The organism is Bradyrhizobium sp. 26S5 (assembly GCF_036923295.1).
GTDB lineage: Bacteria > Pseudomonadota > Alphaproteobacteria > Rhizobiales > Xanthobacteraceae > Bradyrhizobium > Bradyrhizobium septentrionale.
The window spans coordinates 8043652-8067567 of sequence record NZ_CP145948.1; the positions used below are offsets into that span (position 1 = coordinate 8043652).

The window sequence follows — 23916 nt, forward strand, 5'->3', positions numbered from 1 at the left end:
ATCTCGCTATAAATTGGTCAAGGTCGCAAGCTATGGTAGTCCGCGACGAAGCATTTCGACAGCGGTGATTTGATCGACGAGCGGAGTACGCTCGATTGCGATCTTGAGCCGCCCCGCCAGTATTGTCGTAACTTCAATATAGCGGCTGCGTGAGGCTTGCGAGACTCCAGCTATCCGGATCCTAACCATTGGCTGGAGTGAAAAGAGCTTGCACATCTCAGCAACCTCCTGTGTTTTGAAAGAGATCGCTTGGAGCGAATGAGCAAAAGCGTTTCGAACCTCTCGAATTAGGTTGAGGTCCTTTTTTGTCTGCGGCCCGAATAAGCCCAGCACATAACCAATTTTTATTTTTGCGGCGAAGTCGGACGCGGGTCCGTTAGAATCGTAGCTGAATATCTGCCGGTTCGCTTCTTCGTCGAATGGAGCAAGTTTCGCTAGAATGGCCAACTCCAGAGCTCTTTCCACGAAAGTCTGTCCGATGAGTGCAACCGAATAGTCTGCGAGGTCCGTTTCTGTATGTTCGAGCGCGTTGAGTAGCAATCTAATGGCGTCTTCGTCAGGTACTAACTTGGCGTACCTTTTGAGGCGCTGCTGCGGCGTCTCTTTTGGCATATTAGTGCACCTGCGGTGCTGCACCACCGCTCATGGTAGGTGGTGACAATCCACGGAAGCTATTCAAGCTCTTGAAAGCGTCTTTCGCCGCCAGAAGGCCGCCGACAAAACAAGCGATGGACAGCGCTACAGCAAGCACGCTAACGCAGCGGAAGGCTTCAGCAATTACCACGCGACGTCGTGAAGCCGCTGTTGGCCGAACGAATGGCGGCACATACTCACGGGCGCGACGATTGGACCCATCGGCAATGAACAGGTTTGTGAAATATGCCGCAGCGGCGGCAACTACTGAGTTGGCAACGCCGCCACCAAACCAAAGAAGCGGCTGAACGATTTGAGTCAGCTGAGTTGATGACAATGCATCTTTCGAGGCCAGCGTTCCGACAAACGCCAGCATCGCGACGCTACTGCCGCCATTGACAAGCATGGCCGCCTTGATTGCTTCTTCGCCGGATTTGGTCGCAGCATCGTTCGCCTTTGCTCCGAATGCCGTCTCATCAGCGTGCGCGCGCTCGGCAGCCTTAATTTGTAGTTCGAAAGCCTGCTGGGGACTAAGCGGCGCGTTTGGTTGTGCGGTGGTGGGACTGGTGGGCGTAGCGGAATTTTGCGGTGAGCTACCCATGATGAAACCATTATAGAAACGGCGCGGACTTTCGGGCTCCGCAATTACCAAGTCGGTCGTAACGAGGTTTGGTGTTCTTCTTTTGTGGGGACGGGACCTAAAGCTTGAACGCACGCCGCCTAGGTATCCGCGACCAAATGTTGGCATCAAAATGGATGCGGAAATTCCCGGTGTCTTTATTTTTTCGATTCCAGCGCCTCTTGAAGGTCGGCTATGGCCTGAGCGGTCTCTTGCAGCGTTCCAATCAGCCCGCGCAACAGATCATTGGTCGTGTCTTGAGACACCTTCTGTTGCACGATCGCAGCCCTTAGATCGATCAGGGCATCGTACACTTGGTCATCCATTCATCCCGCTCCCTTTGGTGGTGCGGCATGGATAATCTCTCAACCTCAGCGGGCGGGCAAGGGCGCGCGAAAGCCGCCCCTAAGATGGGGCTTGGCAAATCGCGGGTTTGGTGGTGTTGTGAAGGCGGAGCGTGACAACTCCCGCCAAAGGCCTTGCCGGGCCAGTTTGGTACCAGAGCGATGGCAGGGCGATCCTTGCCTGGATCATCCGTCGCCATCGAAAAGCGACCGTGCCGATAGCCGTCGGCGCGAACCGGCGCACTATGCCGGGAGAGCGGCGGCTATACAATACCCGCAAGGGAAAGGCCGTTGCGCATCGTCTCTGGCGGTGTTGTCACCCTCCCGGCGCCAGCGCTGTCCGCTGGCACCCGGCCGTGACAAGCCGGCAATTCCAGAGAAGCACTATGCAAACCACCATAGAACGGCCAGCGGACTCCGCTGGTGAGCTTTACGTCAAGACCGACATTTCCCCCGAGCAGATCTTCCAGGCTATAGGGCGCCTCCGCAAAGAGGCCCGCGATGAAGTAAATCGGCTCCTCGAATTTTTGGACCGAACGGACGTCAGCCGGGAGCTCGAGGAAGATGGTGACGCCGAGCCGAGCCTTGGCTGCCAGGAGGCGTTCCCAGGCCAAGGCCGTGGCGGAGGTGGCGACGATCGCGAGCCGGATCTTGGAAGCTTTGACCGGATGACCGATCAGCGTCTGTCCAACCGGCAAAACCATCTTGGCGAAGAACGACTCGAAGTCGACGCCGAGCAGGATCTTGCCGACCGCGAGCCCAGTCTGGCCGCGACCGAGACCCACGTCACGCCGCCATACCCGGGCGTCGACCTCATGGGGGGCCGTCAATATCGAGATTGCTCGGCGAACCAGGAATATTGGGCTTCATCCAGGTCAGACGACCGCGAGCACGACGACGACAACGGTATAGGCGATCTGGACGGCTTGCTCGAGCAGGTTGGCGGTTGGATCGGCGGGGGGATGGCATGAAACCGGTAACGCGAAGATTCAGCCTGAGCATGATTGCGGGCGCAGCAGCCGCCTCAACGCTTCGCGGATCAGCCGCGAGCAACGATCTGGCTGATCCGGCCTTGGCGGCCATTGCCAAGCATCGTCAGGCGTCGGCCGATCATCTGTCATCAATCTACGCAGTCGACGACACCCATCCGCGCACGGACGAGCGTTACGACGCCGAAGACCACAACGAGGCATGCTGCGTCGCGGCGTGGGATGCCGCATGGGATCTAGCCACAACGATCCCCACGACGCTAGCAGGCGTCGCCGCTGTGCTTCGCTACGCCAACGAGTGCGAGGACCACGGCGAGGAGTGGCCCGACACCGACGCAATCGGCCGGGACGGCTGGCATTACCAGCTCCGCCAGTCCGCAGCGAGAGCGCTGGAAGCGCTGCAGGGGATGGTCTGATGGCAAAAGAGGAATCTTGGCATCGCCGCCAAGCCGTAATGCTGGCAAGCCAGCTTCCGGAAAAAACGGAGGACGCGTTGCTGGTATTGCGCTTGGCAACCCAGCTCGTCGCGGACTTCCTCACCGTCGACGAGGAGGAGAAGAAGTCGGCTCCCGTGATCGCTTTGATCGGTGGCAACGACCGCGCCTGATCGCGGCGCTGAGGAAAACGAGGCTCGCCGGGTTCACCCCCGGCGGGCATCGTTTCTGATTTTCTGGCATGAACGCAGTAACGCCAGCGTGAAACTGGCCATATTCGGCTACGAATTTCGGGGACGGCCTGTTGATAACAGAGAGTTTCCGTTGCGATCAGTCTGCGTCGCGAGCAGATATTGGGACGTCAACGGCGGATGCGTGGGGCACCCCAAAAAAGATAACTCATTGATCGGGAGCTAACCGAGCGATGAGACCTTTTTTGGGAGGTCAAGGAACCCTGCCATGGTTGATAGTGATCCGTTTCTAGAGATCGACGCGGTCGACGGTCTTTCTCATCTTTCCGACATCACCCGCAGGCGGCTGGAGCGCAAGCAGCGCTTTCCAAAGCGGATTAAGCTTTCCACCCGACGCTGCGTCTATCGCCGATCTGAGATCGAAGCCTGGGTGCGTGATCCTGAATCTTGGAGACCAGTGCCAGCCCTCGTTGAGGCTGCGTCATGATCGGCTCTATTTCCGCCGGCTCCGCCGCAAGTCCTTTAGCGCCATTCGACGAACTTTTGACGGAGATCGAGGTTTGCGAGCGATACTCGCACCTGTTGGGTGAGCGCGAACTGCGAGAAGCTAGGCGCGACCGCCAGATCGCCTTCGTCACCGGCAAGAAAGGCGCAATTCTTTATCGACCTGCGTGGGTCGCAGATTATCTCAACCGAAAGATTACACCATGCCAGCCCCTGCACAGCGGATCTGGGAATACAGAGACTATTGGATCGACCGCGTCGCTGGGTCCGATTACCTCTACGCACATTGGTGGGACCGTCGAGCAAGACGAACTCGTCGCCGAAGTCTTGACACGAAAATACTTGCCGAAGCTAAAGAGCGTCTAATTGCGCTTGCTGGCAGCGCTCAAGTCCGCGGCAATCGCTCCGCGGACTCGGTGCTGTTGGTCGAGGCACTCGACTTCTACTATGAGAACGAGGTCAAGCATAAGCCGTCCGCGAAGCCGGCCTTTCGCGCCATTCAGATCGTCACCCAGTTCGCCGCCGAGAAGATCGGCGCGGCGGCGCGCGTTTCGGCCTTTTCGGTGATGCGGCAGAGAGACTTCATGCGCTGGTGCGTCGAGAAGCATGACCACAGCGCGGGCACCATCGCTCGCAATCTCTCGGTTGTATCGGCGGCTCTCAAGTTCGGCTGCAAGGTGCAAATCGTTCGCGACGGATTCGGCAATGAAACCGAAGTGCTACTGCTGGACAGTGCGCCGAATATCTACACCCAGGCAAAAGACGTCGCAGAGCTGACTAATCTCCCTGATTCGACGCCGCGAGATTGGCTGCCCACATTTGAGCAGCTAGGTCACTTCATCGATGCGATCGACGTGAGGCAGGAAAACCTGTTCCGATTCGTTATGCTGGCCCTGAACACATGGGCGCGGCCTGAAGCGATTATCGACCTTCGCGCCGACAAGCAGGTTCAATGGAACCATGGGTTGATTGATCTTAATCCGCCCAGCAGGCGCCAGACCAAGAAATATCGGCCAAAGGTGAAACTGACCGAAAACCTGCGCGATTGGCTGAGGCATTGGGACCAGTCCGCGCCCATGATCTGGGACGATCAGCCGATCACCACGATGAAGCGGACCTTCAAGCGACATGCCGTCGCCTGCGGGCTTCCACTATTCACCCAGTATACGATCCGCCACTTCATGGCGACGTCAGTGCGTCGCGCCAAGCCGCCGGTGTCGAAGGAGCAGCGCGACGTGTGGCTCGGTCACGACGATGGCCGCACCGCCAATTGGTACGAACACCACGATCCGGACTTCCTGGAAGACGCTCGACGCGCAACCGATGAGATCATCGAAGAGCTTCAGCGCTTCACTAAGCGCCCGCTCTCAACGCGCAAACTGCGCGCAAAATCACCATTACGGCTAATTCACTCGAAAAAGGAGGCCAGTTAAATGACTGATCCGACTTTCAAAAGTGGTGGGTGCGACAGGGATCGAACCTGTGACCCCTACCATGTCAAGGTAGTGCTCTCCCGCTGAGCTACGCACCCAAAGCGCTGTTTGGATCGGGACCCTATAACGGACCGCGGCGGGGCAGGCAAGGACGCAAAGTGAAGCTTTTTTGGCGAATCAGGCCGCCAGCAACTTGTTCACTTCGCTGACCAATTCCCTGAGGTGCACGGGCTTGGCCAGTACCTTGGCGTTTTTCGGCGCCTCCGAATCGGAATTGAGGGCGACCGCGGCGAAGCCGGTGATGAACATGATCTTGATGTCGGGATCGAGTTCCGAGGCACGGCGCGCCAGCTCGATGCCGTCCATCTCGGGCATCACGATGTCGGTGAGGAGCATTTCGAACGGCTCCTCGCGCAGCCGCTGGTAGGCCGACATGCCGTTGTCGTGCGGCGAGACCTTGAAACCCGCGTTTTCGAGCGCCTTGACCAGGAAGCGGCGCATGTCGGTGTCGTCTTCGGCGAGGAGAATTTTCGGCATGACTGGAATCGTCGAATCCGGCTTGGAGGATCTGTCCGAACAGTAGGCACGACAGACGGTAAATTTCGGGTGAAATTTGCGGCCGGCCTGAGGCGGCAAGCACCACCTATTTGTGGACCGAACCCCGCAGCGAAGCAACCTTGGTTGGCATTTCCTGCTTTTAAGACCCGTTCCAGCGGAAACCACACTCTTTTCACTTGGCAGAATGATCGCGATTACCGACAATGCCCGCCCATAAATCTCCGCTTTTCCGGCAGAATCAATTCTTGCGGGGCGAGGCGGACGCAAGGGACGGCGCCAAGGGAATGAGCGAATTTGCTGGCGAGTTGTCGCCCCCGTTCGAGATCGTTGAGCCGCAGGCCTGGCGCGCGCCGATCATCTTCAATTCTCCGCATTCGGGTTCGGTCTACCCCACCGAATTCCTCGAAGCCTCGCGCATCGATCTGACCTCGCTGCGCCGCTCCGAAGATTCCTTCATGGACGAGTTGATCGCGGGCGTGAGCGATCGCGGCTTTCCGATCGTCCGGGTCAACTTCCCGCGCTCCTATGTCGACGTGAACCGCGAGCCCTATGAGCTCGACCCGCGGATGTTCACCGGACGACTGCCGAGCTTTGCCAACACGCGCTCGATGCGGGTGGCCGGCGGGCTGGGCACCATTCCCCGGGTGGTCGGCGACGGCCAGGAGATCTACCGCGAGCGGCTCGACGTCGACGAGGCGCTGCGACGGATCGAGGTGCTCTACAAGCCCTATCACCGCGCGCTGCGCCGGCTGATCAACAAGGCGCACCAGGCATTCGGCGCCGTGATCGTGGTCGACTGCCATTCGATGCCGTCGGTCGGGGTGTCGCGCGACGAGCCGCGCCGGCCCGACGTCGTGATCGGCGACCGCTACGGCACGAGCTGCGCGCCGCTATTGCCCGACCTGGTCGAGGAGATGATGAGCTCGCTCGGCTATTCGATCGGCCGCAACAAGCCCTATGCCGGCGGCTTCATCACCGAGCATTACGGCAACCCGGCGAGCGGCCTGCACACCGTGCAGATCGAGCTCAACCGCGCCGTCTATATGGATGAGCGCCACCGCGAGCGCGGGCCACGCTTCGCCCAGGTCGCGGCCGACTTCGCGACGCTGGCGGATGCGCTCGCGAAAATTCCGTTCGGGGATCTCGGCCCGTTCCAGGCGGCGGCGGAGTAGACAAGTCTCGGACGGGCACTGCGGTGCCCGTCGAAGTCATGAACAGAGAATCCATTTCGCGACGGGAGCCGAGCGCCGAACTGGATTCCAGGTTCACGCGTGGAGATGTCGGCCCAAGAAAAAAGGGCCGCTTGAATGAACAAGCGGCCCAAGTCTAGGGAGGAAACGCCCAAGGAGGGCAGCGATAGCGCGAGGCGCTACCGCACCGCAACAATATGCGGCCGCGCTGCACAAAACGCAAGAACTTTCGAAACATTTCCTCTGCAATGTTGGTAAATCTGGCGAAACTGCAACAGGCCGCATGCTTTGATTTTTGTCATTTAGCTTCAATGGCTTATGGCAAAAATCTGGGGCGCTCAGCGCCCTGCGCATAGCTTGTATACCAGGACTCGCAACTTCGTGATCCGCCGCCAAGCCCAGGAGACTTTCGAATCCGAAGCCAAACGAAAGTGGGGAACCCCGTCATCAGGCCGGGATAACACTCCGTTAATCGTGCGCGCCGCGCCGGATTGAGCTAGGCAGATCGCAACCGATTTCTACCGCGTCGTTTGCGCATTTCAGGGACATGCCGTGACGGTCATCGACTTCACCGCCTTCATCGGCCGCCTCGCGACCGCATCCGGCGAAACCATCCTTCCGTTCTTCCGGACCTCGCTCTCGGTCGACAACAAGAGCTCGAACGATTTCGATCCGGTCACCGAGGCGGACCGGGCCGCGGAAGCCGTGATGCGGCGGCTGATCAAGGCGAACTTTCCCCAGCACGGCATTGTCGGCGAGGAATTCGGCAATGAGCGCGAGGACGCCGACTATGTCTGGGTGCTCGATCCGATCGACGGCACCAAATCCTTCATCGCCGGCTTTCCGATCTGGGGCACGCTGATCGCCCTGCTGCACAAAGGTACGCCGGTATTCGGGATGATGCACCAGCCCTATATCGGCGAGCGCTTCTCCGGCGACAGCGGCTCGGCGCATTACTCCGGCCCGTCGGGCCAGCGGCGGCTGTCGGTGCGGCGCTGTACCGCGCTGAAGGAGGCGACCGTCTTCACCACGAGCCCGCTGCTGATGAATCCGGATGATCGCGCCCGCTTCGGCCGCGTCGAGAATGCGGCGCGCCTGTCGCGCTACGGTGGCGACTGCTACTCCTATTGCATGCTCGCGGCCGGCCATCTCGACCTCGTGGTCGAGACCGAGCTGAAGCCCTACGACATTGCCGGCCTGATCCCGATCGTCACCGGGGCCGGCGGCATCGTCACCACCTGGGACGGCAAGCCGGCGCAAAGCGGCGGCCGCATCATCGCCGCCGGCGATCCGCGCGTGCACGAAGCGGCGATGAAGCTGCTCAACGCCTGATTTCCTGGCCTGATCTCTTGGCCCGATTTCTTGAGTTGCCGCGCGATTGATCTGCGCCCATCCTGACGGCAACGAGAAAAGTCAGGGATGGATGGGCGCACATGACGATTTGCGGCAGGTTGCTGGCGACCCTTCTCCTGCTTCTCGCGCCCGGCGCAGCCTCGGCCCAGGATTTTCCGGCCAAACCGATCCGGCTGATCGTGCCGTTCCCGCCCGGCGGGCCGAACGACATCATCGCGCGGGTGATCGGGCAGAAGATGTCGGAGCTGGTGAGGCAGCCGATCATCGTCGACAATCGCGCCGGCCAGGGCGGTGTGCTCGGCACCGACGCGGTCGCGAAGGCTGTGCCCGATGGCTACACCGTTGCGATCGCGAGCGCCGGCGCGCTCGCCATCAGCCCGAGCATGGAGAAGGTCGCTTACGACACGCTGAAGGATCTCGCGCCGGTGACGCTGGTCGCAACCGTGCCGGAGATGCTGGTTGTCGCCACCGACGTGCCGGCAAAGAATATGAGCGAACTGGTCGCGCTCGCCAAAGCGCAGCCGGGCAGACTCAACTTCGCCTCCTCCGGCCCCGGCAGCCTGCCGCATCTGGCCTGCGAATTGTTCAAGCTGACGGCGAAGATCGACATCGTGCACGTGCCTTATCGTGGCGCGGCGCCTGCGGTGAACGATCTGCTCGGTCAGCAGGTGCAGATGACCTTCCTCGACCTGTCGGTGATCCTGCCGCAGATCAAGGCGGGCGCGCTGCGCCCAATCGCGCTCGGCGGGCGCGAGCGCGCCCCGACCGCGCCCGACGTGCCGACCACGGCAGAAGCCGGCATGCCCGATCTCGTCATCGAGAACTGGTACGGCATGGTCGCGCCCGCCGGAACGCCACCGGCAATCGTCGCGAAACTGAACAGCGTCGCCACCGCGGCGATGGCCGACCCGGCGGTGAAGCAAAAGCTCGCCGAGCAAGGCCTGACGCTGGTCGGCGACACGCCGGACCATTTCCGCGACTTCGTCGCCGCCGACATCAAGAAATGGGGCAAGGTGATCCAGGATGCCGGCGTCGTGACGACCAAATGAGCGTGCCGTCAGCGCTGGGCTTCGGCCCGTAAATATTCCACGAGCTGCTTGGCCGCCCGCGGCAGCGCCTTGAAGCTGCGGGCGCAGATCGTCAGCCGGCGGTTGGCCCAGGCGTCGCGGATCCGGATCGTTGTGATCGGCATCGACGCCGCGCAGCGCCGCGCCGCGGTTTCCGGGATCACGGCGATGCCGACGTCGGCAGCGACCATCTGGCAGATGGCGTCGAAGCCGCGCAGCCGGGCGCGAAAGCGCAGCCGCGCGCCGAGCTTGGCCGCGTGGCGGGAAATATGGACCTGCAGCGCCGACGTCGCGGTAAGCCCGACGAAATCGCGGCCAACCACTTCCTGGAAATCGATCTGGCGACGGCCGCCGAGATCGCTGCGCCGCGACGCCACCAGCATCAGGCGATCCTCGCTGAACAGGAAACGCTCGACGCTGTCGGGCAGCGCGTGTTCCGCGGCGAAGCCGAGATCGGCGGCGCCGCTGGCGATCGCGGTCGCGATATCGGTGCTCTCGCGCTCCTCGACATCGACGCTGATGTCGGGATATTCGTGCAGGAAGGCCGCCAGCGCCCGCGGCAGGTGCTCCGACAGGCCCGAGGTGTTGGCGAGCAGCAGCACGTTGGCGCGGACGCCGCTGGCATAGGCGGCAAGATCGCTCTGCAACGCCTCGACATTGTGGATCACGATGCGGGCGTGGCCGAGCAGGCTCTCGCCCGCCGCCGTCAGTTCGACGCCGCGGCGGCCGCGCTTGAGCAGCGCGACGCCGAGCGCCTCCTCGAGGCCCTTGATCCGCTCGCTGGCCGAAGCCAGCGCCAGATTTGCGCGCGCAGCGCCCTGGGTGATGCTGCGCGCATCCGCCACCGCGATGAACAATTGCAAGTCGATCAGGTCGAACCGCATGATTTTTCCCGCCCCATACCTTCGCCCTGTCCGAAGGCTAACTCCGTAACCTCCAGATTGTGCCGATCGGATCGATCGGTCAATGTGCCGCTATGGTCGACCATCTCCTGATCTTCATCGCCTTCGCCTTCCTGCTCGCCGGCTTCGTCAAGGGTACGCTCGGCCTCGGTCTGCCGACGGTCGCGATGGGGCTGCTCGCAACCACGATGCCGCCGGGCCAGGCGATTGCGATCGTGATCGTGCCGGCGATCGTCACCAATATCTGGCAGACCTTCGTCGGCCCCTATCTGCGCGACATCATCAAGCGGCTGTGGCCGCTGATGCTCGGCACCGTGGTCGGGATCTGGATCAATGCCGGGCTGTTGACCGGGCCATATGCGGCCTACGGCACCGTCGTGCTTGGCGTGCTGCTGGTGATCTACGCGATCGTTGGCCTGAGCCGGTTCAACTTCAAGGTTGCGCGCCGCAACGAGAAATGGATCGGCGGCATCGTCGGCGTCATCACCGGGCTGATCTCGGCCGCAACCGGAGTTCAGGTCATCCCCTCGATGCCGTTCATGCAGGCGATCGGCATGGAGAAGGACGAGCTGGTGCAGGCGCTCGGCGTCTTCTTCACCACCGCAACGATCGCGCTCGCCTTCAACCTCACGGCCTCGGGCCTGCTGACGGCGGCCACCGCACTGCCGGGCGCGGTCGCGATGGTCGCATCATTCACCGGCATGTTCATCGGCCAGGCCGTCCGCACACGGATGCAGCCGGACGTCTTCCGCCGCTGGTTCCTGATCGCGATGATCCTGCTCGGCGTCTATCTCGCCGGCAGCGCGCTGCTCAAGATCCACGGCTAGGGCATGATCCGGAAAAGTGCGAAGCGGTCCGAAAAGATCATGCCCAAACTAAAGGGCTGAAGCGCGAGGACGATTCACCCCAATTTCATCGCGCTTAGCGCGCCTCCAGCATGGCGACGCGGACGCCGAGATAGATGAAGAGCGCGCCGAGCGAGCGGTTGATCCAGGCGATCACGCCGGCGGATTGCCTGATACGGCCGGCGGCCCTCGCCGCAAAGGCGGCGAGGCCGAAGCACCACAGCGTGCCGCCGGTGATGAAGATCAGCCCGAGCACAAGGAAGGCCAGCGTCTTGCGCGGCGCGTCCGCCGCCACGAACTGCGGCAGGAAGGCCAGGAAGAACAGCGCCACCTTGGGATTGAGGATGTTGGTGAGCGCCCCCTGCCAGAACACAAGCGAGATCGAGGTCTCACCGCCCTGCCCGGTGATCTCCGCGATCGGCTTGGCGCGCGACAGCAGCATCTGCAGGCCGGTCAGCACCAGATAGGCCGCGCCGATCAGCTTGACGGCCAGGAAGGCGGTCGACGACGCCATCAGCAGCGCCGACAGCCCAATCGCCGCCCCCAGCACATGGACCAGGCAGCCGCAGCTGATACCGATCGCCGCAGCGGCGCCGCCACGCCACCCCAGCTGAATCGTGCGCCCGATGATATAAGCGGTATCCGGCCCCGGCGTGATGTTGAGCAGCAGGCCGGACAGGACGAAAAGCCAAAGTTCGTGAATTCCCAGCATGTCAGCGTGATTAACCCATGTAAGTAATTGCCCGGACAGGATGACCAGCCAACCGGCGCCATCCCGGCGACACACGAATTCAGTAGAGAAACGGACTGTACGATCCGTTGGTCGCATGCCAATTCTTGCTACTATGCATTATAGGTGCCTGCAAACCGAGCTTCCGCCGAACCCGGCCTGTCTTGTAAGTATCGGATTCGGTCACCTCGGCTGAGTGGCCATTCCAGGGCACAGGAAATATGGAAAGACGGCTCGCTGCCATTCTTTGCGCCGACATTACCGGCTATTCCCGCATGATGGGCGCCGACGAGGCGGGGACGCATGCCTCGTTCAAGGCGCACCGCAGCGCGATCTACCCGATCATTCTCAACCATGGCGGCCGCATCGTCAAAAACACCGGCGACGGCTTCCTGCTGGAATTCCCGAGCATCATCGGCGCCATCGAGGCTGCCGTCGCCATGCAGACCATGATGGCCGAGCGCAACGAGCATCTGCCGGCCGACCGCGCCATGCATTTCCGGATGGGCGTCCACATGGGCGACGTCATGGCCGACGAGGACGAGGTGTTCGGCGACGACGTCAACATTGCCGTCCGCCTCGAGACGGTCGCAGCGCCCGGCGGCATCGCGGTTTCGGACAAGGCCCGCACCGAAGCGGGGCGGCGGCTTGCCGTCAGCCTGGTCGACGCCGGCCCACACCGCTTCAAGAACATCGCCGAACCGATCCATGTCTGGACCTGGGCACCGGCCGGATCCGATCTGCAGGAGAAGACCCCGGATGATGGCCCGCATCTGCCGGGGCAATACCGGACCGCAATCGTCGGCGTGCTGCCGTTCGACAATCTCAGCGGCGGCGCCGACGAATATTTCTCCGACGGCCTGACCGAGGATCTGATCCACGCGCTGTCGCTGCAATCCTTCTACCGCGTGCTGAGCCGCAACTCGACCTTCGCCTACAAGGGCAAAAGCGTCTCGACCCGCCTGATCGCGCGCGAGATCGACGCGACCTATCTGATCCAGGGTTCGGTGCGCCGCGCCGGCAACAAGATCCGCGTCTCCGCCGAACTGATCGCGCCCGAGAAGGGCGAGCAGCTGTGGACCGGCCGCTATGATCGCGACATGGGCGACCTGTTCGCGATGCAGGACGAGATTACCGCCAACCTCTCCGCCGCGGTGGCCCAGGAGATCTACCGTGCCGAGGCCTCGGCACCGGCGCGCTCGCCGAACGCCGAACTGACGGCGTGGGATCGCTTCCTAAAGGGCCTGTCGCACTACTATCACCAGACCAAGGACGACTGCGACACCGCGATCGCGCTGTTCAAGGAGGCGATCGAGCTCGACCCCGCGCTGTCGATCGCGCGCGCCTATCTGGCGCTGATCCAGATCCAGAGCATCCAGTTCGGCTGGATCCCGAGCACGCGCGAATTGTGGGCCTCGTCGGTCAGCCTGGCCGAGAGCAGCGTCCGGCTCGACCCGCGCTCCTCGTTTGCGTTTTCGCTGCTGGCCTATCTGCATGCGATGCAGGGCCACTACGAAGCCGCGATGGACGCCATCAAGCGCGCGATCGAGCTCAACCCCTACGACATGGGCGCGCGCGGCGTGCTCGGAATCTGCCACATGGTGATCGGCGACCACCGCAAGGCGGTCGACCTGTTCTCGACGGCGGTCCAGCGCGGCAACAGCGACCCGCGCTACCAATGGGCCGGGCTGAACGCGTTCAGCCACTATCTGCTCGGACAGTATGACGCGTCGCTGTCGTGGTCGCGCGAGGGGCTGTATCTCAATCCGAACCATCTGCAGTGCCTTGCGGTGCGCACCGCGGCGCTCGCCCAGCTCGGCCGCGCCGACGAGGCCGCGCAGGCGGCAGAGGCGCTGCTCGCCAGTCACCCCGATCTGACGGTCGAACGTCATTTGCGGAATTTCCACTGGAAGAACCCGGCCGACATCGCGCATTACCGCGAAGGCCTCTTGAAAGCCGGCCTGCCCTTCGGCAAACTCGTTCTGGTTGCATCTACGCCGAAATTCGCCGCTGAATCCTGAGCGAATTCATCCGCTGGTAATGGATGCTTTTTAGGCTGAAGCTTTTCAGGATGTGGTTTGATGTCCGATATGCCTGCAAGCGAGGCCGCTGCCCCGCAGGTTTCCCCCAATAATCCCTGCCCGTTCCTGCGCGCACTCGTCGCCGGCAACTATGTCGGCGGGCATATCGTGCCGCTGCCCGAACTGACCGGGACGATCGGCCGCGCCACCGGCAAGACGGGCCTGGCGGGTGCCGACGCAAAGGCGAAGATCTTCATGGTCGCGCAGATGGCCAACGGCATCGGCCCGTTCAGCCAGTTGCGCAGCCGGACCCAGGGCGCGATCCTCGACGAGCTGCGCAACGGCCCGCTCGACAAGCACGGCGCCGGCTCACGCATCCTCGACCAGCATGCGGTGGTGCATGAGGACGAGATCGCCCGGCTCGCCACCTTCGGCAAGGACTATCCGAATCCTGACGGTGGCACCGAACGCGGGCTGTCGGCGTCCGACATCAAGACCTTCATGGCCGCGAACTTCCAGCGCGCCAAGGACGAGCATCCGCCGTCCTACGCGATCCTGCACGGCTACTATCCGCTCCTGATGCTCGGCGAGTGGCCGGTGCTGCTCGACATCATGGGCAAGGGCCACGGCAACGACCGCTATCTCAGCGTCGCCGAGGTCGGGACGCTGTTCGTCGAACGGCGCTTTCCGGACCGCATCGTCGCGTTGCTCAACGGCTGAGCCACAGGCCTTCCGCAAACAGGTGGATCACTTGAAAAGCGGCGTGCCCGGCACGAAGGCGTCGAACGCCGCCCAGAATTGCGCGCGATAGCGATCCTGCTCCTGCAGGATCTCGTGCTTGGAGCCGGCGATCACGAGATGCGAGCCGGCGCGCAGATGATAGGCGAACTCCTCGATCGCCGCTGTCGACACCACCTCGTCATTGCTCGCCGCCAGCATCAGGATCGGCTGACGGATTTCGGACGGATACGACATGCCGCGGAAGGTGCGCATCGCCTTGAACGCGGTGTCGGCCCAGGCAATAGTCGGCGCCGCGATCCCGAGCGTCGGGTCTTCCTCCAGGATCGCCGCGTTGCGGGCGTGGCGCACCAGATCGCTGGTCACGGGATTGCCGATGAACGGCGCGAGGCCGACCAGCTCGCCGCCGCCGCCCGGAATGTAGCGGCCGCCCTGCCCGGCCAGGCGCATGATCCGGAGCAGCGCGCTCGGAAAGAACGACACGCGGCGCCGCGGCAGGTCGATCATCGGCGCCGACAGCACCATGCGGTCGAACCAGCGCTTGCCGGCATGCGCAAGCCGCAGCATCACCGCACCGCCCATCGAATGCGCCAGCGCGAAATAGGGCGGCGGGCAATCCGGCAGCACCACCTGCTGCACGAAGGTCTCGACGTCGACCTCGTAGTCGGCAAAGTCGCGCACATAACCCTTGCGCGGATCGCGCAGCCGCCGCGACGAGTGGCCCTGCCCGCGCCAGTCGATGGTCGCCACCGCAAAGCCGCGGTCGCGCAAATCGCGCACGGTCTCGAAATATTTTTCGATCATCTCGCCGCGCCCGCCGAACACGCAGACCGTGCCCTTGCGGCGGGGCGGCGGAGCCCAGCGCGCAAAGCGCAGCTCGGCCCCGTCGGGGGTCTTGATGGTGCCACTGACCACGTCGTCCGGAACCGGATTGGCGGGAATCGAGACGAGCGTCATGCGGGGAACCGGTAGGTGGGACGGAGTGGAGATCAAGGGCACGGGCGTCAAAAGCGACGCTGTTTCCGTCCCTTGAACGCGACGTAACCCCTCCCATATCACCTCAGTGCAGGCCGCTACCAGTGTTTCGGAACCGGAACATCAGGCTGCACACATCTAAGCCCGGCCCGATGGCGGGCGGGTAACTGAAACAGTCGCTCACTGGAGGACTAGCTCTATGCGTACCTACGACCTCACTCCGTTCTATCGTTCCACCGTCGGCTTCGACCGCCTCTTCAACCTGCTCGATCAGGTGACCTCGGACGGCAGCCCCGGCTACCCCCCTACAACATCGAGCGCACCGGCGAGAATGCTTACCGGATCAGCGTAGCGGTCTCCGGCTTCTCGCAGGCCGAGCTTTCGATCGTCGCGAAGGAGAACACGCTGACGATCAAGGGCGAGAAAACCGCCAACGAGAACTCCGGCAACACCTCGGAAGTGCTCTATCGCGGCATCGCCTCCCGCGCCTTCGAGCGCGTCTTCCAGCTTGCCGACTTCGTGCAGGTGAAGAACGCCTCGCTCGAGAACGGCCTGCTCCACGTCGATCTCGTCCGCGAGATTCCCGAGGCCAAGAAGCCCCGCAGCATTCCGATCGGCGGTGGCGAGAAGGCTCCGCAGGTTGTTGACGGCTCGGCGAAGGTCGCGGCCTAAGCAACACGTCCCGCGTCAGCAGATATTGGCTGCACGCGAAAACGCCCCGGGAAACCGGGGCGTTTTTTGTTGGCTTCGTAGCCCGTCACTCCAACCCCTGCACCTTGGGCATGTCCTGGGTCGGCAGGATCGCGGGCGCGGGTGGCGCCGGCGGCGGAGCGGCCTGGCCGACGGTGGGGGCCTCGGCACGCTGAACGGCCTGCGGCGCCGCCTGGGCCTCGGCCGGCTTCGGCGCTGCAGCGGCCTGCTGGGCAGGCTCAGGCGCCGCCGGCTGGGTAGGCGCGGGCTGCGGGACCGCGGCCGGGACAGCCGCCTGGGCCGCCGGAGCCGGAGTATCCGCGGGAACCTGCGCCTTGGCCGCAAGCGGACTGCGCTTCGGCACCGGCACGCGGCTCGCGACATGGGGGATCGGAGCCGGCGGCCGCGGCACCCGGGCCTGGATCGCCCGCGGCATCGGGCCGACCGGACCGTAGGTCGCGCTCAGTTCCTCTTCGTAATTGTCGCCGAGCCGGTAGGCCGGGGTGAAGTGGAGAATGTGCCCGTCGCGGGCGTCGATCACCAGCCGGCCGTCGTCGCCGCCCTGATCGATCACCGAGATCGTGTAGACGAAACCGCGCTGCCGTGGGGCGCCAAGCGGCAAATAGCCGTTCTCGCGGAGCACGGTGTAGACCTCGACCGGCGGCAGCAGGCTCGGGACACGGCCGAAGCGCGGCGGTGGCGGAACCTCGGGCATGGCGGCATAGGGCCCGCCCATGTCGGATACCTTAATCAATACCGGGCTGCCGATCCGGGCCGATGTCGCCAGCTGGGCCTGGGCCGAGAGTGCGCTGAGCGCGAGGGCGGCGGCTGCAACCGAACCTGTGAACAACTTCATCGCCGTTACTCCTGTCTTGCCCACGCCCTTGAGGAGCTTCCCGCTCTCTGGCCGGCTTGCCCGGAGTAAAATTTCAGTTTGAAATCCGGCGGTCCTTGGTCGCTCCTTGGGCCAGATCACGGCGTGTTTGCTTCGAATCAGGGGCGCGGCGGGCCGGCCGAGCCGTTCGTTCCAAGCATGCGGGCGAGGACTTCCTCGCGCTTGTGTGATAGACAAAAATTTGGCAAGGTCGAAGTTAGGACAGCAAGACTGTCTCAAATTCGAGGCCATTCCGGCATAGGGATTGCAACGAAACCTCGGCGCCCCGGGCTCCGAGAATGCTGCAGGCAGGGCCGTTCCGCAGGGGACGTTGAAACGCCCGACGTCTGAATTTAGGAAAATGCGGCTCGCGGCGGACGAGCGGTGGCCCGGTGGGTGCCGCAACGTCCAAGGTGCGCCAAATACGGTGAGGCCCCTGACGCAAGGGAGAGGACACATGAGCGGGTCGGAATTCGAGCGCGAAATCATCGTGGCAGGTACGCTGTCGGCGACCGCGGACTCGAAAGCCGCTGATGCCGCGCATGACGCCTCATATGATGCGTCTTTTGGGCCGCACACTCCCGAGCTGCACACCTGGCGTCCGCAAGCCGAAGGCCTCTACGACCTCAGCCTGGAAAAGGATTCCTGCGGCGTCGGCTTCATCGCCAACATCAAGGGCCAGAAGTCGCATCAGATCGTCTCCGACGCGCTGAGCATCCTGTGCAACCTCGAGCATCGCGGCGCCGTCGGCGCCGACCCGCGCGCCGGCGACGGCGCCGGCATTCTGGTGCAGATCCCGCATGCCTTCTTCGCGCGCAAGGCCGCGGAGCTCGGCTTCAAGCTGCCGCAGCCCGGCGAATACGCCATCGGCGCGCTGTTCATGCCGCGCGATGCCGCGTGGCGGAACGTGATCAAGAGCATCATCGCCGACGAGATCAAGAACGAGGGCTTCAAGCTGCTCGGCTGGCGCGATGTGCCGTCTGACAACTCGTCGCTCGGCGTCACCGTGAAGCCGACCGAGCCCTATCACATGCAGGTCTTCATCGGCCGCAACGGCGCCGCCAAGACCGAGGACGATTTCGAGCGCCGGCTCTACATCCTGCGCAAGTCGATCTCGCAGGCGATCTATCAGCGCCGCGACCGCGGCATGGCGGGCTATTACCCGTGCTCGCTGTCGTGCCGCACCGTGATCTACAAGGGCATGTTCCTGGCCGACCAGCTCGGCAAGTACTATCCCGACCTGCATGAAGCGGATTTCGACAGCGCGCTGGCGCTGGTGCATCAGCGCTTCTCGACCAACACCTTCCCGACCTGGTCGCTGGCGCATCCGTACCGAATGATCGCCCATAACGGCGAGATCAACACGCTGCGCGGCAACGTCAACTGGATGGCGGCGCGGCAGGCCTCGGTGCATTCCGAAGCCTACGGCAAGGACATCAGCCGTCTCTGGCCGATCTCCTATGAAGGCCAGAGCGATACCGCCTGCTTCGACAATGCGCTCGAATTCCTGGTGCAGGGCGGTTACTCGTTGCCGCACGCCGTGATGATGATGATTCCGGAAGCGTGGGCGGGCAATCCGTTGATGGATGAGCAGCGCCGCGCCTTCTACGAATATCATGCCGCGCTGATGGAGCCGTGGGACGGCCCGGCCGCGATCGCCTTCACCGACGGCCGCAAGATCGGCGCCACGCTCGACCGCAACGGCCTGCGTCCGGCGCGCTATCTCGTCACCAAGGACGACCGCATCGTGATGGCGTCCGAAATGGGCGTCTTGAAGATTCCGGAGGACCAGATCGTCACCAAGTGGCGGCTGCAGCCCGGCAAGATGCTGCTCGTCGACCTCGAGCAGGGCCGCCTGATTCCGGACGACGAGATCAAGGCCGACCTCGCCAAGAGCCACCCCTACAGCGACTGGCTGCATCGCACCCAGATCCAGCTCGAGGAGCTGCCGGATGCGGCGGCCAAGGGCGTGCGCTCCAACCTGCCGCTGCTCGATCGCCAGCAGGCGTTCGGCTACAGCCAGGAAGACATCACGATCCTGATGACGCCGATGGCGGCCACCGGCGAGGAAGCCGCCGGCTCGATGGGCAACGACACGCCGATCTCGGCGCTGTCGGACAAGCCCAAGCAGCTGTTCACCTACTTCAAGCAGAACTTCGCGCAGGTCACCAACCCGCCGATCGACCCGATCCGCGAGGAGCTCGTGATGAGCCTCGTCTCGATCATCGGGCCGCGGCCGAACCTGTTCGACCTGCAGGGCCTGGCCTCGACCAAGCGCCTCGAAGTGCGCCAGCCGATCCTGACCGACGCCGACCTCGAGAAGATCCGCTCGATCTCCGACGTCGCCGAGACCCATTTCAAGTCGCGCACGCTGGACACCACCTTCCACGCCGGCTTCGGCGCGGCGGGCATGGAGCAGGTGCTCGACGAGCTCTGCGCACGCGCCGAGGGCGCGGTGCGCGAGGGCATCAACATCATCATCCTGTCGGACCGCATGACCGGCACCGACCGGATTCCGATCCCGTCGCTTTTGGCCTGCGCTGCCGTGCATCATCATCTGATCCGCACCGGCCTGCGCACCTCGGTCGGCCTGGTGGTGGAGTCGGGTGAGCCGCGCGAGGTGCATCACTTCGCCTGTCTCGCCGGCTACGGCGCCGAAGCGATCAACCCCTATCTCGCGTTCGAGACCATCCTCGCGATGAAGGACCGGCTGCCCGCCGCGCTCGACGACTACGAGATCGTCAAGCGCTACATCAAGTCGATCGGCAAGGGCCTGCTCAAGGTGATGTCCAAGATGGGCATCTCGACCTACCAGTCATATTGCGGCGCGCAGATCTTCGACGCGGTCGGCCTGAAGGCGGACTTCGTCGCCAAGTATTTCGCCGGCACCCACACAAGGATCGAGGGCGTCGGCCTCGCGGAGATCGCGGAAGAGACCGTGCGTCGTCACGACGACGCGTTCGGTGACGGCCAGATCTACAAGAGCGCGCTCGATGTCGGCGGCGAATATGCCTACCGCACCCGCGGCGAGGACCATGCCTGGACCGCGGAATCGGTCTCGACGCTGCAGCACGCCGTGCGCGGCAACTCGCTGGAGCGCTACCGGGCGTTTGCCAAAATCCTCAACGAGCAGTCCGAGCGTCTGCTGACGCTGCGCGGCCTGTTCCGGATCAAGAGCGCCGAGGACGACAAGCGCAAGCCGGTCAAGCTCGAGGACGTCGAGCCGGCCAAGGACATCGTCAAGCGGTTCTCGACCGGCGCGATGTCGTTCGGCTCGATCTCGCGCGAGGCGCACACCACGCTCGCGATCGCGATGAACCGGATCGGCGGCAAGTCGAACACCGGCGAAGGCGGCGAGGAATCCGATCGCTTCAAGCCGCTGCCCAACGGCGACAGCATGCGCTCGGCGATCAAGCAGGTCGCCTCGGGGCGGTTCGGCGTGACGACGGAATATCTCGTCAACTCCGACATGATGCAGATCAAGATGGCGCAGGGTGCCAAGCCCGGCGAAGGCGGCCAGCTGCCCGGCCACAAGGTCGACGCGACGATCGCGCGCGTACGGCATTCGACGCCGGGCGTCGGCCTGATCTCGCCGCCGCCGCATCACGACATCTACTCGATCGAAGATCTCGCCCAGCTGATCTACGACCTCAAGAACGTCAATCCTGACGGCCAGGTCTCGGTCAAGCTGGTGTCGGAAGTCGGCGTCGGCACGGTTGCCGCCGGCGTCGCCAAGGCGCGTGCCGACCATGTGACCATCGCTGGCTTCGAGGGTGGCACCGGTGCCTCGCCCTTGACCTCGATCAAGCATGCCGGCTCGCCGTGGGAGATCGGTCTTGCCGAAACCCATCAGACGCTGGTGCGCCAGCAGCTGCGCAGCCGCATCGCGGTCCAGGTCGACGGCGGTTTCCGCACCGGCCGTGACGTCGTGATCGGCGCGCTGCTCGGCGCCGACGAGTTCGGCTTCGCCACCGCGCCCCTGATCGCGGCGGGCTGCATCATGATGCGCAAGTGTCACCTCAACACCTGCCCGGTCGGCGTCGCGACCCAGGATCCGGTGCTGCGCAAGCGCTTCACCGGCCAGCCCGAGCACGTCATCAACTACTTCTTCTTCGTCGCCGAGGAAGTCCGCGAGATCATGGCGCAGCTCGGCTACAAGACGTTCGACGACATGGTCGGCCAGGTCCAGATGCTCGACCAGACCGCTTTGGTCTCGCACTGGAAGGCCAAGGGCCTCGATTTCTCCAAGCTGTTCGTGCGGCAGAAGGAGGAGAAGGGCCAGACGATCTATCACTCGGAAACCCAGAACCACCATCTGGACGCCGTGCTCGACCGCCGGCTGATCGACAAGGCGCAGGCCGCGCTCGATCGCGGCGCGCCGGTCAGGATCGAGGAAGAGATCAACAACACCGACCGTTCCGCCGGCGCGATGCTGTCGGGCGCGGTGGCCAAGATCTACGGCCATGCCGGCCTGCCGCTCGACAGCATCCATGTCAGCCTGAAGGGCACTGCGGGACAGGCGTTCGGCGCCTGGCTCGCCAAGGGCGTCACCTTCGATCTCGAGGGTGAAGGCAACGACTATGTCGGCAAGGGCCTCTCGGGCGGGCGCATCATCGTCAAGCCGCCGAAGATCTCCGGTATCGTGCCGGAAGAATCGATCATCGTCGGCAACACCGTGATGTACGGCGCGATCGCGGGTGAGTGCTATTTCCGCGGCATCGCCGGCGAGCGTTTTGCCGTGCGTAACTCCGGCGCAGTCGCGGTCGTCGAAGGCGCCGGCGATCACTGCTGCGAATACATGACCGGCGGCATCGTGGTGGTGCTCGGCAAGACCGGGCGCAACTTCGCGGCCGGCATGTCCGGCGGCATCGCCTATGTGCTCGATGAGGCCGGCGACTTCGCCAAGCTCTGCAACCTGTCGATGGTCGAGCTCGAGCCGGTGCTGTCGGAGGAGCTGATCAACGCCGGCACCTACCACCACTCCGGCGATCTCGAGGCGCATGGCCGGGTCGACGTGTTCCAGAACCTGCTCGACTCCGATGTGGAGCGGCTGCATGTCCTGATCACGCGTCACGCCAAGCTGACCGGCTCGAAGAAGGCGGCCGAGATCCTCGCCGACTGGAAGACCTGGCTGCCGAAATTCCGCAAGGTGATGCCGGTGGAGTACCGCCGCGCGCTGAAGGAAATGAAGGCGAACGCCGACGCCGAGCCGAAAATCGCGATCGGCGCGTAATATCACCAGGCGTCATTCCGGGGCGCGAAGCGCGAACCCGGAATCTCGCCAACCGACTTCGGGACCTTCGGGTCTGCGCCTCGCGGCGCAGCCGGAATGACGGAACAACTGAGATGCAGGGGCATCGGGTTTCAATGGGTAAGATCACAGGTTTTCTCGAGATCGAGCGGCATGACCGCAAGTACGAGCCGGTCGCCGAGCGGCTCAAGAACTTCAACGAGTTCGTCATTCCGCTGAGCGAGAAGGACACCCGCGACCAGGCCGCGCGCTGCATGAATTGCGGCATCCCCTATTGCCACGGCACCGGCTCGACCGCGCCGGGCACGCCGGGCTGCCCGGTCAACAACCAGATCCCCGATTTCAACGACCTCGTCTATCAGGGCAACTGGGAAGAGGCCTCGCGCAACCTGCACTCGACCAACAACTTCCCCGAGTTCACCGGCCGGATCTGCCCGGCGCCGTGCGAGGCGTCCTGCACGCTCAACATCGACGACAACCCGGTCACCATCAAGACGATCGAATGCGCGATCGTCGACCGCGCCTGGGACAATGGCTGGGTGAAGCCGGAGGTCGCGGCCAGCAAGACCGGCAAGAAGGTCGCCGTGATCGGCTCCGGCCCCGCCGGCATGGCCTGCGCGCAGCAGCTCGCGCGCGCCGGCCACGAGGTGCATCTTTACGAGAAGTTCGCCAAGGCCGGCGGCCTGCTGCGCTATGGCATTCCCGACTTCAAGATGGAGAAGAACGTCATCGACCGCCGCGTGGCGCAGATGGAAGCCGAGGGCGTCACCTTCCACTACGGCAAGGCGGTCGGTGGCTCAACGCCCGGCGCGATCGATCCGCAGGAGCTCGCCAAGCAGTATGACGCCGTGGCGCTGACCGGCGGCGCGGAAGCCCCGCGCGACCTGCCGATCCCCGGCCGCGACCTCGCCGGCATCCACTTCGCGATGGACTTCCTGCCGCAGCAGAACCGCCGCGTCTCCGGCGAGCCGCTGGACGGCACCGCCGACATCCTCGCCGGCGGCAAGCATGTCGTTGTGATCGGCGGCGGCGACACCGGCTCGGACTGCATCGGCACCTCGTTCCGGCAAGGAGCGCTGTCCGTGACCCAGCTCGAGATCATGCCGGCGCCGCCCGAGCACGAGAACAAGGGCGTGACCTGGCCGAACTGGCCGCTGAAGATGCGGACGTCGTCGAGCCAGGCCGAAGGCGCGGTGCGCGAATACGCGGTGCTGACGACGAAGTTCGAAGGCAAGGACGGCAAGGTCAGCAAGCTGCATTGCGTCAAGGTCGACGACAAGTTCAAGCCGCTGCCCGGCACCGAGTTCACGCTCGACGCCGAGCTCGTGCTGCTGGCGATGGGCTTTGTCCATCCGGTGCACGAGGGCCTGCTCAAGACACTCGGCGTCGAGCTCGACCAGCGCGGCAACGTCCGCGCGTCCCTGCACGACTACCAGACCTCGCGCGCCAAGATCTTCTCCGCCGGCGACATGCGCCGCGGCCAGTCGCTGGTGGTCTGGGCAATCCGCGAAGGCCGCCAGTGCGCACGGTCGATCGACGGCTTCCTGATGGGGAAGACGGATCTGCCGGGGTAAA

At 63.7% G+C, this 23916-nt stretch carries 22 protein-coding genes, 1 tRNA gene and 1 pseudogene; 14 read left to right on the plus strand and 10 right to left on the minus strand.

Annotated features, from left to right (window positions below):
• Window positions 1–30: 30 nt before the first annotated feature.
• The 4 genes from V5279_RS37970 to V5279_RS37985 form a co-directional block, all read right to left on the minus strand.
• On the minus strand, window positions 31–612 hold the full coding sequence (locus V5279_RS37970) for a hypothetical protein (RefSeq protein ID WP_338692035.1): 582 nt from the start codon (window positions 610–612) through the stop codon (window positions 31–33).
• Between the two features lies 1 nt (window position 613).
• Window positions 614–1234, minus strand: coding sequence for a hypothetical protein (locus V5279_RS37975; protein WP_338692037.1), 621 nt, complete (start codon window positions 1232–1234; stop codon window positions 614–616).
• Window positions 1235–1410: 176 nt separating this feature from the next.
• Complete coding sequence (locus tag V5279_RS37980) at window positions 1411–1578, minus strand: hypothetical protein (protein ID WP_338692038.1); 168 nt, start codon at window positions 1576–1578, stop codon at window positions 1411–1413.
• A gap of 281 nt (window positions 1579–1859) precedes the next feature.
• The gene (locus V5279_RS37985) at window positions 1860–2381 is read right to left on the minus strand and encodes a hypothetical protein (protein ID WP_338692039.1); all 522 of its coding nucleotides are present in this window, start codon (window positions 2379–2381) and stop codon (window positions 1860–1862) included.
• Between the two features lie 182 nt (window positions 2382–2563).
• Here V5279_RS37985 and V5279_RS37990 point away from each other — a divergent pair, with 182 nt between their 5' ends.
• The 5 genes from V5279_RS37990 (at window position 2564) to V5279_RS38010 (ending at window position 5147) form a co-directional block, all read left to right on the plus strand.
• On the plus strand, window positions 2564–3001 hold the full coding sequence (locus V5279_RS37990) for a hypothetical protein (protein ID WP_338692040.1): 438 nt from the start codon (window positions 2564–2566) through the stop codon (window positions 2999–3001).
• Complete coding sequence (locus tag V5279_RS37995; protein WP_338692041.1) at window positions 3001–3192, plus strand: hypothetical protein; 192 nt, start codon at window positions 3001–3003, stop codon at window positions 3190–3192. The genes V5279_RS37990 and V5279_RS37995 overlap by 1 nt, the downstream gene beginning before the upstream one ends.
• 286 nt (window positions 3193–3478) lie before the next feature.
• Window positions 3479–3697, plus strand: coding sequence for a helix-turn-helix transcriptional regulator (locus V5279_RS38000; protein ID WP_338692043.1), 219 nt, complete (start codon window positions 3479–3481; stop codon window positions 3695–3697).
• Window positions 3694–4080: a hypothetical protein gene (locus V5279_RS38005; protein WP_338692044.1), complete on the plus strand. Its 387-nt coding sequence runs from the start codon at window positions 3694–3696 to the stop codon at window positions 4078–4080. The genes V5279_RS38000 and V5279_RS38005 overlap by 4 nt, the downstream gene beginning before the upstream one ends.
• A gap of 56 nt (window positions 4081–4136) precedes the next feature.
• Window positions 4137–5147, plus strand: coding sequence for a hypothetical protein (locus tag V5279_RS38010; protein WP_338692045.1), 1011 nt, complete (start codon window positions 4137–4139; stop codon window positions 5145–5147).
• Between the two features lie 23 nt (window positions 5148–5170).
• Here V5279_RS38010 and V5279_RS38015 read toward each other — a convergent pair.
• Window positions 5171–5245 (minus strand) — tRNA-Val (locus V5279_RS38015).
• Window positions 5246–5324: 79 nt separating this feature from the next.
• Window positions 5325–5684 (minus strand): cell cycle two-component system response regulator CpdR, encoded by a 360-nt coding sequence (gene cpdR, locus V5279_RS38020; RefSeq protein WP_016843340.1) that lies wholly within the window; start codon window positions 5682–5684, stop codon window positions 5325–5327.
• Window positions 5685–5989: 305 nt separating this feature from the next.
• Between cpdR and V5279_RS38025 the strand changes: the two genes are divergently transcribed.
• The 3 genes from V5279_RS38025 to V5279_RS38035 all read left to right on the plus strand — a co-directional run bounded on the left by V5279_RS38025 (window position 5990) and on the right by V5279_RS38035 (window position 9297).
• On the plus strand, window positions 5990–6877 hold the full coding sequence (locus V5279_RS38025) for an N-formylglutamate amidohydrolase (protein ID WP_338692048.1): 888 nt from the start codon (window positions 5990–5992) through the stop codon (window positions 6875–6877).
• Between the two features lie 570 nt (window positions 6878–7447).
• The gene (gene hisN, locus V5279_RS38030) at window positions 7448–8227 is read left to right on the plus strand and encodes a histidinol-phosphatase (protein ID WP_338692049.1); all 780 of its coding nucleotides are present in this window, start codon (window positions 7448–7450) and stop codon (window positions 8225–8227) included.
• 101 nt (window positions 8228–8328) lie between these two features.
• Window positions 8329–9297 carry a tripartite tricarboxylate transporter substrate binding protein gene (locus tag V5279_RS38035; RefSeq protein ID WP_338692051.1) on the plus strand — a complete coding sequence of 323 codons (969 nt, stop codon included), beginning with the start codon at window positions 8329–8331 and terminating at the stop codon, window positions 9295–9297.
• A gap of 8 nt (window positions 9298–9305) precedes the next feature.
• Here V5279_RS38035 and V5279_RS38040 read toward each other — a convergent pair whose 3' ends face one another.
• Window positions 9306–10199 carry a LysR family transcriptional regulator gene (locus V5279_RS38040; protein WP_166210418.1) on the minus strand — a complete coding sequence of 298 codons (894 nt, stop codon included), beginning with the start codon at window positions 10197–10199 and terminating at the stop codon, window positions 9306–9308.
• A 92-nt stretch (window positions 10200–10291) separates the two neighbouring features.
• Here V5279_RS38040 and V5279_RS38045 point away from each other — a divergent pair, with 92 nt between their 5' ends.
• Window positions 10292–11044, plus strand: a complete 753-nt coding sequence (locus V5279_RS38045; protein WP_338692052.1) for a sulfite exporter TauE/SafE family protein — start codon at window positions 10292–10294, stop codon at window positions 11042–11044.
• Between the two features lie 94 nt (window positions 11045–11138).
• Here V5279_RS38045 and V5279_RS38050 read toward each other — a convergent pair whose 3' ends face one another.
• Entirely contained in the window at window positions 11139–11774 is a 636-nt protein-coding gene (locus tag V5279_RS38050; RefSeq protein WP_338692053.1) for a LysE family translocator, read from the minus strand.
• Window positions 11775–12013: 239 nt separating this feature from the next.
• Here V5279_RS38050 and V5279_RS38055 point away from each other — a divergent pair, with 239 nt between their 5' ends.
• A complete protein-coding gene (locus tag V5279_RS38055) occupies window positions 12014–13813 on the plus strand; it encodes an adenylate/guanylate cyclase domain-containing protein (protein WP_338692054.1) in 1800 nt (599 codons plus the stop codon).
• A gap of 60 nt (window positions 13814–13873) precedes the next feature.
• A complete protein-coding gene (locus V5279_RS38060; protein ID WP_338692055.1) occupies window positions 13874–14533 on the plus strand; it encodes a hypothetical protein in 660 nt (219 codons plus the stop codon).
• Window positions 14534–14560: 27 nt separating this feature from the next.
• Here V5279_RS38060 and V5279_RS38065 read toward each other — a convergent pair whose 3' ends face one another.
• Window positions 14561–15508, minus strand: a complete 948-nt coding sequence (locus V5279_RS38065) for an alpha/beta hydrolase (protein ID WP_338692056.1) — start codon at window positions 15506–15508, stop codon at window positions 14561–14563.
• Between the two features lie 217 nt (window positions 15509–15725).
• On the opposite strand from V5279_RS38065, the pseudogene V5279_RS38070 reads away from it, so the two are divergent.
• Window positions 15726–16198: pseudogene (locus V5279_RS38070) on the plus strand (Hsp20 family protein).
• Between the two features lie 85 nt (window positions 16199–16283).
• On the opposite strand, the gene V5279_RS38075 reads toward V5279_RS38070, so the two are convergent.
• Window positions 16284–17072: a hypothetical protein gene (locus tag V5279_RS38075; protein ID WP_338692057.1), complete on the minus strand. Its 789-nt coding sequence runs from the start codon at window positions 17070–17072 to the stop codon at window positions 16284–16286.
• Between the two features lie 475 nt (window positions 17073–17547).
• On the opposite strand from V5279_RS38075, the gene gltB reads away from it, so the two are divergent.
• Both gltB and V5279_RS38085 read left to right on the plus strand, forming a co-directional pair.
• Window positions 17548–22323, plus strand: coding sequence for a glutamate synthase large subunit (gltB, locus tag V5279_RS38080; RefSeq protein ID WP_338692058.1), 4776 nt, complete (start codon window positions 17548–17550; stop codon window positions 22321–22323).
• 134 nt (window positions 22324–22457) lie between these two features.
• A complete protein-coding gene (locus V5279_RS38085) occupies window positions 22458–23915 on the plus strand; it encodes a glutamate synthase subunit beta (RefSeq protein ID WP_338692059.1) in 1458 nt (485 codons plus the stop codon).
• Window position 23916 lies beyond the last annotated feature (1 nt).